Raw genomic sequence first — 12,312 nt, forward strand, 5'->3', positions numbered from 1 at the left:
CCACGATGCATATTCAGCGTAAGCCAGGTGAGCAAATGGAAGTCGACTGGGCCGCTCAGACCGCTTCTTTAGTGGACCGAGATACGGGGGAAATACTCCCGTATACATCTTTGTCGCCGCACTTCCATGTAGCCAATATGCTTATGTAGAGGGTTTCCTATCGCAGAATCAAGAAAGCTGGATTTCTGCCCATGTTAACGCCTTTTCTCATTTTGGAGGCATCCCCAAAATTCTCGTGCCGGACAACCTTTTTCTAGTAAAACTAGAGTTAACAAAACTTGGGAGGGTTTTGATTATGAATTTGAAGGATTTGTGGAAGTTGTATGAAGCTGTAGGGTATCAGAGAGATTAAAACCTAGTAGTTTAGGTCATCGAATTCGATTTGTACGTTCCCTTTTTCGTTTTGCATTTGAAGAAGGACATCTCACGCGGAATCCCTCTATAAAGTTGAGAGAACCAAATATTTTCGGATAGATGCCGTTTTATTCTGATCACTAAATTTCAAAAAGGAAATTTGTCCCCCCTATCCAGTCAAAAACCCCCGAAGTCATCCTATCAGCGTCCCCATTATAATTGATCAATCAGACATTATTCTGGAGGTTGCACAATGACAGTGACACGTGAAGTGGAAGTTAGAAATGTAAAGTGTGAGTATATGACTAACCCAATAGGCATGGATATTGTTTCTCCCCGCTTCAGTTGGGTTCTGCATGCATCACGGAGGAATGTATGGCAAACTGGATACCAGATTATCTTTTTTCACTCTGCCGGCACGTTATGGGATACAGGAAAGATTGAGTCCAACAGTTCTGTTAACTATGAGTATGACGGCCCCGCTTTATGTTCCAGGCAACGTTATTATTGGATGGTTCGGGTATGGGACGAACGAGGCAATGTCTCGTCATGGAGTGAAACGGCTTACTGGGAAATGGGTCTGCTTAGCCCTGCGGACTGGGAGGCCAAATGGATCGAGCCGGAACAGAGCCCTGTTATCGAAGAACAGCAGATGAATTTCTACGATAGGGCCAAGGGCTCAGTGCCGACCTTCTATGAAAATCTCCATCCTTGCCAGATGCTTCGCAAACGGTTTTCGGCAGGAGAGGGTATCAGACGTGCGCGTATTTATGCCACAGCCCATGGTATATATGAGCTGGAGCTTAACGGGAAACGTGTCGGCGATCAGGAATTAGCCCCCGAAATGACCGCTTATGACCGTTATTTGCAATATCAGACCTATGATGTGACAGGGCTGCTAACCGCAGGCGACAATGTGATCGGGGCGATTCTGGCGGATGGTTGGTATGCGGGGAGAGTGGGGCTGATGGGCGATAACTGCCAGTACGGCAACCGACAAGCGCTGCTCATGCAGATGGAAATTGAATACGAGGACGGCAGCAGACAAACCGTCATCACGGATAAACAGTTCGTGTCCTCCACAGGACCGCTTGTTTATTCCGATCTCTTCATTGGCGAAAGATACGACGCACGTCTGGAGAAGCTGGATTGGAGCTTACCTGCCTATGATGACAGTTGTTGGAGCGCTGTCCATGAAGTGCAGCATGATAGGAGTTGTTTGATTGCGGCTTACGGAGAACCAGTTAGGGTTGTCATGGATGTCAAGCCAATCCGTCTGTTAATCACACCCAAGGGCGAGATTCTAATCGATCTCGGACAAGTTATTGCCGGAAGAGTACGAATGCGAGTTCGTGGAGCCGCAGGCACAACGATTACGTTAGAACACAGCGAGGTATTGGACGAGCAGGGTAACTTTCTAAACAATATTATAGGAAGATTTAAAGATCAGAAGGATGTTTATGTGCTTAAAGGAGGGGATGATGAGGTCTATGAACCGCGCTTCACCTTCCACGGATTCCGCTATGTCAAAGTAACCGGGTATCCAGGAACAATTAATGTGAATGATTTTCTCGGTATTGTACTTTCATCTGATTTAGGAATGACAGGAGATTTTGTATGCTCGGATGAACGAATCAACCGATTGCAGGCCAATATTCAATGGAGTCAACGAGGGAACATGCTCTCTATTCCAACGGATTGCCCCCAGCGCGAACGCGCGGGATGGACAGGGGACATTCAAGTGTTCGCTCCGACGGCATGTTTTAATATGGATGTCAATGCCTTCCTTACGCGCTGGCTGCGTAATGTCGCTGTTGAACAGAGGGAAGATGGACAGGTGCCGATTGTCGTACCTTATCTGAAGGGGTACGCGTTGCTCGCTGAGCTGATGTCGACCGATTCTTCCGCGGGTTGGGGAGACGCTTGTATAATTGTGCCTTGGGTACTCTACAATAATTATGGCGATGTACGAGTACTAAAGGAAAATTACGAGATGATGGTCAATTGGGTAGCTTATATCGAAAAATCGGCTTCGAATTATATGCCCGAGGAAGAAGGTATTCCCCTGACCGGAGAGCTTAGGGAACGGCAATCCTACTTGTGGAACACCGGTTTCCATTTTGGCGATTGGCTGATTCCCAGCTTGGGAATCAGTATAGGCGGAGATAGTGTAGACATGATGAAAAGCTCATTTGCCACTAAAGAGCTGGTCGCCACGTGTTTTTATGCCTATTCAACTGAATTATTGGCCAAAATCGCCCAACTGCTGGGCAAAGATACGGATGCGAAGCGTTATGTTGATCTGAGCTGTAAAGTGCAAAAAGCGTTTGCCGACGAATACATGGACGAAAATGGCAGGTTGAAAGCTCACTTCCAAGGCATTTACGTGCTCGCTCTACAAATGCATATGATTCCGGACGATGCTCGTGATAAAGTGCTGAATCAACTAGTCCATCTGATTGAAGCCAATAGCTATCGTCTGGATACGGGTTTCCTGTCGGTGCCATTTTTATTGGATGTGCTTTGCGATAACGGCCGAAGCGACATCGCTTACAAGCTGCTCTATCAAACGGAGTGTCCTTCGTGGTTGTATGAAGTCGAGAAAGGCGCCACAACCATTTGGGAAGCCTGGCAGGCGATCATGCCAAACGGCAAAGTAACGAATGTTTCGTACAATCATTATGCGTTTGGTTGTGTGGGTGATTGGTTGTATAGGTGGATTGCAGGAGTGAATAAAGATGAGGCGGGCTATAAGAACATTGTTATTCATCCTGCCATTGATTGCGGTCTGACCCATGCTGGAGCAAGGTATGAATCCGTGTACGGTCCGATTGCTTCTCAGTGGAAGCTCATGGGCGGGCATGTTGTGCAAGCAGTGACTATTCCGGCGAATACCACGGCTACCATTTATCTTCCGGGAGCCTTGTTGTCAGAAGTCCAAGAAAGTGGCAACCCTGTACAAAAAATGATAGGATTGCTTTCGATTAAGCAAGAGAACTCGGCGGTTGTAATAGAGGTCGGCAATGGAAGTTATTTGTTTGAATATACGCGTTCCCTCTGAAAGGGAAGTGATACGTTGCAATAGCGGCGTGAGCCTGTTTGATCTTGGAACTACTGGTTTGGTATATGAAAGATTAAGAAAAATTGTCCCCCCTAATTGAGCAATGTAACAGGGGGAGTTGATATAGAAGGTCATTTATAATAAACAGAGTTCCAAAAATAAAGGGAGGTTATAAAGATGCGTAATCGAAAAAAAATTGGTTTTACGGCTTGTTGTTTAGCTATGATGCTTATGTTAGCCGGCTGTGGCGCAGAAGGCAAAAACGAAGCAACTGGAGGAAGTTCTTCCAAGAAACCGGATCCGGTCGTAACATTAAAAATGTATTTGGTGAATAATACAAAAATGAATCTGGAAGAAATCAATCGCAGGTTCGAAGAAAAGTACCCCAATATCAAAATTGATTATGAAGGGGCTCCTGTCGATCAATTTGAAACCGTTATCAAGACGAAACTAGCTTCGGGCGATGGTCCCGATATATTCACAGTGTTTGCGGGAACCAAGAAGGATTCGTTCGTGAAAGCAGGGTACTTGATGGATTTGAGTGATCGTCCTTGGATCAGCAGGTTGACCCCCGGAGTAGTTCGATCAGCGAGCACGGATGGCAAAGTGTATGCACTACCGCGCAGCCAAAATGTCATTGGCGTTATTTACAATAAACAAATATTTAAAGACCTTGGTTTGGAAATTCCAAAGGATTGGCAAGCTTTTCTTCAAACAGCTCAAAAAATTAAAGACGCGGGACTTATACCAATCGGGCTTGGCTTGAAGGACCAATTCGTTACGCAGCTAATCCCTTATGCAATGGCGGCTTCGGTCATCTATCGGGATAACCCTAATTTCGATCAAAGTATGTATGAAGGAAAACAAACGTTCGTGGGATCGCCATGGGAACAAATGATGACGGACTATTTGGATCTGGACAAGAAGGGCTTTATCAATAAAGGAACACTCGGGACAGCGAACGACCAGGTAGTCCAATTGATGAGCTCAGGAAAAGTTGCGATGACAGTCAGTCTTAATGCCGTTGTGCCAGCGATTAAAGCAGCTAATCCTCAGATAGGTCTGGGCATGTTTCCTTTGCCCTATGTGAAACAAGGAGAACCTGTATGGGTCTCTACCGGACCGGCAGTTTTAGCAGGAGGTTACGCGAAAACCAAGCATCCTGAGGAAGTGAAGAAGTATTTAGATTTTGTGGCTTTGCAGGAGAATATGAAGACGATCGTGGACACAATGCAAGCCTTTTCCGTCTTCAATGACGTTGTAACGAATTTGGATCCCGCGCTTATGGAAATCCAGCCAAGCCTAAAGGTTGGCACTTACGCATTTCTGGATCAAAACTGGCCGGCAACCGTGCAGCCGCAAATGTTTGTAGGCATTCAAGATGTCTTTGCCGGAGCGAAAATACCAGACGTACTGGCCAAAATGGACAAAGCCTTCAAGGAAGGAACGAAAAATTAGCACATGTCGGCGGGCGCAAATGGAAGCATTTGCGCCCTGTATCTAAGGAGGGGAAAGAATGAAACGAATCGGCATCGAGGGAACCTTCCTGCTACCGGCGTTCATAGTTTTTACATTGTTTTTGGTTTACCCAGTACTCAGCAGTTTTTATTACAGCTTGACGGATTGGAACGGACTAAGTTCAACGGCGGAATTCGTCGGGTTGGACAACTTTTATAAGATGTTTCATGATCAGGATGTGTGGAGCAGCCTCTACAATACGTTTATTATTGCTGTTCTGGTGACCGTGCTGCAAAATGGAATCGGCCTTCTGTTGGCGCTTGGTCTCCAAGGGACCGGTTGGATTTACCGCATATTGCGGGTATGGTACTTGCTTCCGGCACTGCTAAGCCCGCTAGCGATCGGATATATTTGGAGTTACATGTATAATCCGCTCTCCGGCGTTATCAATACGATGCTTGAATTCATTGGCCTTTCCGGTTGGACGCAGGATTGGCTGGGCAACAGTAAACTGGCTATTTACAGCGTGATCTTCGCCAATATTTGGCAATGGGTCGCCTTTAGCATGATTATTTATGTGGCGGGGCTGCAATCGATTCCGCGTGACATGTATGAGGCCTCAAACATCGATGGCGCGGGGGCGCTTAGCCGCTTCAAAAACATTACGTTCCCGCTCATTGCCCCCGCTTTTACCGTGAATATGGTGGTTACGATGATTGTCGGCCTCAAGCTCTTCGACATCATTTTTATAATGACCAACGGGGGACCTGGAGGGTCTACGGAGAATCTAGCACTTATGCTTTATCGGCAAGCGTTCGCTTTGAACCGGATGGGCTATGCCAATGCCATTGCGATCTTGATGTTTGTTATGATTTTGATTTTCTCGCTTATTCAGGTTACCCTCCTTCGGAAAAGGGAGGTGCAATACTGATATGAGAATAGAGCGTGTTTTTCTGCCTTTGGTGCTTGGTTTTTGGGCCTTTATCGTGTTCATCCCGTTTTATCTCGTGGTCACCATGTCAGTGAAAGCGCCTTCCGATCTGCAGTACGGTCCATTGAAATGGCCAAGTTCCATCCAACTCTCGAATTATTGGACAGCCTGGAAGCAGGCAAATTTGGGACAATCGTTTATGAACAGTGTTCTAATTACCAGTGTTTCAGTTATCATGATCATCCTGTTTAGTTCCATGGCGGCTTATCGGATATCACGACGAAACGACAAATGGTCTAATATGCTTTATGTGTATTTCCTTGCGGGAATTATGGTGCCGTTTCAGCTTGCAATGATTCCTTTATACAAATTGCTGAACACACTTCATCTGATAGGGAAATATTCGGGAGCCATTTTTATATACACCGCGATGGGAATTTCGTTTGCGGTCTTCTTATACGTCTCTTTTTTTAAAACAGTGCCGCGTGAGTTGGAAGAATCAGCCCAGATCGACGGATGTGGTCCATTCCGGACGTTCTGGCAAATCCTATTTCCGTTGATTAAACCCATCACTTCCACCGTTGTCATTATCAATAGTTTATTTATCTGGAATGATTTTTTTATTCCGATGCTCTTTTTGCAAAATAAAACGATGCGAAATGTGCCGTTGTCGTTGTACACGTTTACTAGTGAATATACCAACAATTGGGTGTTAATTTTCGCTGCTGTGGTCATCGGCTCGCTTCCGCTTATTTTACTTTTTTTATCCATGCAAAAACATTTCATTCAAGGGATCGCCAGCGGCGCAATAAAAGGATAATTTGGAGAAGGAAACGATCAAGGAGTATTCAGCCTTTGGCAATTGCGGTATTCTAGACCAAGTGGCTGCTTTACAAGGGGTCAGGGAGAACATCATAACGAATAGTTGACAACATGAGAGCACGATGGGGGATTTGTGGGTGAATTGGAAAAATAGGCGGTTGAAAACCAAAATAGCAGTTACTTTTATTATGTTGTTTTCTGTGACTCTATTTATTCTGGCATGGTTGACTTACGTGTTGACAACCCGTGAAAACAAGAACCGGACATTGGACCTCGTAAATACTTCGATCACGCAGATGTCAACAACGATCGATTTATACATTCAGGACATGGAGCGACTGTCTCTTTCCATTTTTAGCGACCCTATCATTCAACGCGTTATGCGGGCCCCTAATCCTGATTTCGGTGCGCAGTACGATAGTAATGAAATGTCGTACCGTTTGATTCAATTCACGTATCCATGGCCGTATATTCAGGGCGTGTACCTATTCGCCGAGGATGGTCGGACTTTCAATATGTCCAAAGGATCGAGTATGCCCTTTGAATACAGTATTCGACAAGAGCCTTGGTATTCGTTAATTAGCACAGAACGCGAGCCGTCCATCTTCTATTGGCCGACCGGTCCAGAATCGACGGCTACTATAAATCCAGAGCAAGTATTTTCACTGATACGCTCCATTCACGACATTACAACCGGGAAAAAACTAGGCTATCTAAAAATCGATTTACATGTGCAAGTCATGAAGTCTATATTGTTTAATGCCGTCTTTCGGAAGGATAAAAATGATTTGCCTTTGCGCTACATGCTTCTCGATTCGCAGGAGCATGTGATGTTCGACAGCCAGAGCAGCTTGACGGGGCAGCAATTGCCAGGAGAGTTAGCGGCTGCACTGGCGAACAAAGAGGGGAAAGTGTTCTGGTCCGGTAAAGATTACTTGTACTCAACCAACTTGTCCAAATATAACAAATGGATGATTATCGCGATTACGCCTTATTCAGAAGTCGTGAAACAATCCGTTAAAATTCGAAACCTGATTGTTCTGTTGGGAGCGGTCACCTTGCTTCTGGTCGGAATCGCCTCTTACTTGATTTCAGTTAGCATCGTTCGTCCTTTGTCCTCTCTGATCATGGTCATGAAGCGGGTGGAACGGGGTGATTTTAAGGTGCGCGCGGTTCCAAATGAACAGCAAGATGAAATTGGACTTTTATCCCGGGTGTTTAATCTGATGCTCGAAAGTGTGGATCGCATGATTAATCAGGTTTTTCAGTCGAATATCCGGGAAAAAGATGCGCAGGTGATGGCGCTCCAAGCCCAGATTAATCCGCATATGCTGTTTAACACATTGAATATTATGAAAGCGCTCAGCCGAAAAAAAGAAGCGCACGACGTTGCGGACCTTGTCGAGGATTTGGCGGAATTATTTCGTTACAGCATGAAAGGCTGGAGTAAACCGGTCATGCTGGCGCAAGAGATGGACCATGTAGAAAGTTACATTCGTATCCAGCAAACTCGCTTCCAGCAGCGGTTGTCCTATCACGCTTTTGTCCCTAGCACGTTGATGAACGCCCAAGTCGTCAAAATCTCCATTCAGCCCTTAGTGGAGAACGCCATCATTCACGGTCTGGAAAAACGGATGGAAGGATGCACCATAGAGCTTCATGCCCATGTTCGCTCTCATCCTGAAGACGCGCGGCAGGAGCTCGAGATTTCGGTGACCGATACGGGAGTAGGAATGTCGGGGCAGCAAGTGCGGCTGTTGAACGACATTTTTCAAGCCGTCGATGTTCCCTTCCATGAAGTTCCGGAAAGTAAATCGGGGATTGGACTATTGAATATTCATAAACGAATCCGTCTGTTGTTCGGTGTTCCTTACGGGCTTCGGGTGGAAAGCGAGGAAGGTGTCGGGACGAGGATATCCCTTCATGTTCCGTATTGGACAAGTGTAGGGCATGAGAAGGAGCGGGGATTATGAATATCTTGGTTGTGGAAGATGAGCCGTTTGCATTAGATGAACTCGAGTATATATTGAAAACATTCGCACCCGATCATGCTGTCTACACCGCGGAAAATGGCGTTGAGGGGCTGAAGCTGGCCGAGCGATTTCCTCCGGATTTGGTTGTGACGGATATCCGAATGCCGGAAATAGACGGCTTGGCATTAATACGGGAACTAAAAAAAATGCTTCCCTCTGTTCAGGCAATTATCATAAGCGGGTTTGATGATTTCGCATATGCTCGCACCGGCTTGCAATTGGGCGTGAAAGACTATCTTTTAAAGCCCGTGAAACGTAAAGCGCTGTGCGACTCCGTGAGGAACGTGCTTGAACAAATTTCCGATCATCAGAAAAATGAGCGGGAAGTGGAGGAATGGAGACTGGTACGTGCTTTGAACGGAAGGAATCAAGAAAAGGGAGAACAAGAGATACTGCCGGGCGTCTGGATGATGATGGTATCGGTGCTGAGCAATCTAAAGTCCCCACATGTATGGGCGGAGCATGAGCACCTCATACCGTCGGTTTCTGTGGAGCTTTTTCATCCTTTTTATGTTGTTGATCCGGATGTTCGCCAAAAATGCGTGTTAATTCCGTGCGCTAGCCAAAAGGGCAGCTTATACCTTCGTGATTGCGTACAAAAATTGCATAATATTTATCTGGAAACGGGACTGCATGTACAAACCGCCGTTGTCTTCAAAGAAGAGTACGAACTCCCCAATACTGCTTACGGCCGAGCCATAACGCTGCTAGAGCAGCATATCCAACTGGAGGCAAGTACGCTGATCTACGCTGCGGAATCTCGCAAAGAAGTCAAAGAAATGAACGCCCTCTGGGAGCTGGTAAGACTGCTGGAGATTCATATGTCGAAACAGGATTTCCGGCAAATCCGAACGCATATCGACCGAATATTGGCACAAGTCAAAACGCTGCAATTAACAGCCAAGGAGATCGGCCACTTGGTGAACGATATGTATACGGCACTTCAATTCAAGTTGACGCAAAGCTTATCGAATCAAATCGCCGACATCAGCGAAATAAACGAAAAGTTGATGCGGATTACGACCTATCAGGAATTGGCGGATTGGATGGAAGAGCGGCTTGCGGCACTTGCGGAGAAATTGGGCGGCGAAGGCAGGGAACCAAGGGATCTCGTGTTTAAACTGATGATTAAGGCGCGTTATACCTATGAGCAGGTCGACTCCCTTCATCAATTTGCTCAAGAGCATCATGTCAGCACCAGTTATTTATCCCGGTTGTTTAAAGCCGAATTGGGGATGAATTACATGGAATATCTTATTGGAATCCGGATGGAAACAGCGAAACAATTGCTGGAGACGGGTACTCTAAGCGTAACGGAGGTCGGTGCTCGTGTCGGTTACGAAGATTCAAAATATTTTAGTCAGCTATTCAAAAAGTGTACGGGCTTTACTCCGTCTGAATATCAAAAGACAAGAAAAGTCATCCCCTCTATCCAATCCAAATAATCGAGAAGATGTTCCTTCTGAATGGGAACCAAACACGAACGTATCTCATAACACAGCAAAGGACCTAGCGGTGATCTTCCGCTAGGCTTTTATCAGAATAGCGCACCAAGCCAAGCTAGGGACAACTAATTGATGAAAGTTCAATCGGGGTAAGAGCCAAGTCGCCTCGTAGCTGACAGGCAACTGGTGGAGAGATCCTAAGGTTGAAGCCCTGTGACAAAGTATCCCTGCAAGGGAGCGAGCAAAGTAGCAGGCCGTAACATGAAGTGAATCCTGCCGCGTCGTCAAAAAAGACCTGAAAAGGACAAGAGAGTGTCGAGCCTCGTGTTTGTGGAGACCCGAAAAAAGGGTTTAAGCTGCTCGCATGTGAAGGGTGCCACGATCTTAAGGTGGTGCCTTTTTGGTGCAAAGGAGTGTTTCTGCACGACGTGTTCATGCGGAGAAACGGAAGAGTAGAGCCGTGTCTTGTCTGAGGACGTATGTCAAGTCAACCATCGACATGTTATCTTGACCATCGAAGAAGGTCTAAGAGACATGTTTTTGGGTTGGGGTGAGTGAAGCTGCCCAGAATTTAAATGTTGGAGATTGACGCCAGTCTCCAGGCTAGGGTTGTAGGCGGCCCCATCACGATGGAGGGGTTCGATGCGATGAGAACAAGGTAGCTGTGAACGTACTTATGTGTTCGAATTGGTGCTGGTTTGGAGGTATAAACAAGCTATTTGGCAGAATGAGATCCTCTAGCTTTGCAATCGCGCGGAGATAAGGGAACGTCAAGCCGCGATTGTAGGAAAATGTGTCATGATAGAGATCCAGAGGGAACTACAGTGCGCTATAATTCCGAAAACCGCCATATTCCATGCCAGAGGGAACTACGATCCGCTATTGCACCATTTCCCGGTTGAAATCAGCAGGTTCCGCTTAAATAGCGGTTCTCAGTTCCTTTTCATGCTACTTTTACCCCAGTTCCCGCCATTTAGCGGATCATAGTTCCTTTTCACACGATGCTTTCTGTCATTGCAAAGCCCAAAGGGTAAACCGCCAAAGAGACCGTGGAGTCAAACGTGCATATACGGTAAAATAAGGAATTTACAACATGCCCTCTATTCCCGCATGCCCTCTTTATGATTTTAGAGAAACAGCTTCCTTATCTTCTAGAGAACCCTGCTTCAAGAATGATGTAATCCTACGAATGAGCGAGTATATGCAAGAAAAACGCTAGGAACAGAGGGAGGGAACAGGAGCCGCTATATTGCTGAAAACCGTTATGAAGACACTCATTTCTAGGGCGGCAAAGGCGCTTTTTTTAACATAGCGCGCCTAGCCAAGCTAGGCACAACTAATTGATGAAAGTTCAATCGAGGTAAGAGCCAAGTTGCCTCGTAGCTGACAGGCAACTGGTGGAGAGATACTAAGGTTGAAGCCCTGTGACAAAGTATCCCTGCAAGGGGAGCGAGCAAGACAGCAGGCCGTAACATGAAGTGAATCCTGCCGCTTCGTCAAAAAAGAGCTGAAAAGGACAAGAGAGTGTCGAGCCTCGTGTGTTTAGGCGAAGAACATGGAATGCGTGAAGCCCTTGACCGAAACTAGAATGAGTTTCACGAGTAAGCGGCAAGGGACAGAAGTTCCCCATGTGAAAGACCTAGAACTTGCTGGCGGAGGATACGAAACCACATGAAAGCAGACGGCACAGGAAGGAAAGTTCATACTTTAATAGAAAAGGTGTATAGCAAGCTCAATATGGATGGCAAGGAAATCAGTAAAAATCAATGGTGGTAGTGGTGGAATCTACAAAGTAAGCATTCCTACCTTTCAAACGGTAAAGGGAGCCGAAATGAGCGTGGAAAGTCTGGAGACAGACAGAAGAGTTTCTCATCAACAAGTAACGCAAATACATTGAAGGGTTTGTTTATGATTCCGATCTATCTAGAAGAGAGAGTTTGAAAGTAATTGTGGAACTAGTATGTGCCTATCCGATAAGAGGGAAGGGATGTCCAATTGATAGTTGAACAAAACAAGCGGACTTTCCTTTTGAAAAATTCAATGTAGTTTGGAAAATTAATATGTTGCAATTTGTTTGGAATGCATGCTATATTACAACTCCGGCCGCAAGATGGCTGGCGAAAGTAACTCGAAAAAAAGTAGTTGCATTAAAAAACTCAGTATGGTATATTACTTCTCGCTGCTCCGGTAACACGGCAGTGAACGAAA

6 protein-coding genes and 1 pseudogene are annotated in these 12,312 nt (G+C 45.9%); all 7 read left to right on the top strand.

The features are described from left to right. Positions 1-607 precede the first annotated feature (607 nt). Entirely contained in the window at positions 608-3,415 is a 2,808-nt protein-coding gene (locus IEY34_RS35435) for a glycoside hydrolase family 78 protein (RefSeq protein WP_189020872.1), read from the top strand. 177 nt (positions 3,416-3,592) lie between these two features. Then, the gene (locus tag IEY34_RS35440; protein WP_189020874.1) at positions 3,593-4,873 is read left to right on the top strand and encodes an ABC transporter substrate-binding protein; all 1,281 of its coding nucleotides are present in this window, start codon (positions 3,593-3,595) and stop codon (positions 4,871-4,873) included. A gap of 58 nt (positions 4,874-4,931) precedes the next feature. After that, entirely contained in the window at positions 4,932-5,804 is an 873-nt protein-coding gene (locus tag IEY34_RS35445; protein ID WP_189020876.1) for a carbohydrate ABC transporter permease, read from the top strand. Position 5,805: 1 nt separating this feature from the next. Next, a complete protein-coding gene (locus IEY34_RS35450) occupies positions 5,806-6,624 on the top strand; it encodes a carbohydrate ABC transporter permease (protein WP_189020878.1) in 819 nt (272 codons plus the stop codon). A gap of 139 nt (positions 6,625-6,763) precedes the next feature. Continuing rightward, entirely contained in the window at positions 6,764-8,599 is a 1,836-nt protein-coding gene (locus tag IEY34_RS35455) for a sensor histidine kinase (protein ID WP_189020879.1), read from the top strand. Further along, on the top strand, positions 8,596-10,104 hold the full coding sequence (locus tag IEY34_RS35460) for a response regulator (RefSeq protein WP_189020881.1): 1,509 nt from the start codon (positions 8,596-8,598) through the stop codon (positions 10,102-10,104). Before IEY34_RS35455 ends, IEY34_RS35460 begins: the two co-directional genes overlap by 4 nt. 323 nt (positions 10,105-10,427) lie before the next feature. Further along, a pseudogene (locus IEY34_RS38220) lies at positions 10,428-10,647 on the top strand (transposase zinc-binding domain-containing protein); the annotation flags it as partial. Between the last annotated feature and the right edge of the window lie 1,665 nt (positions 10,648-12,312).

Origin of the sequence: Paenibacillus marchantiophytorum, from assembly GCF_014640555.1 — a bacterium.
GTDB lineage: Bacteria > Bacillota > Bacilli > Paenibacillales > NBRC-103111 > Paenibacillus_E > Paenibacillus_E marchantiophytorum.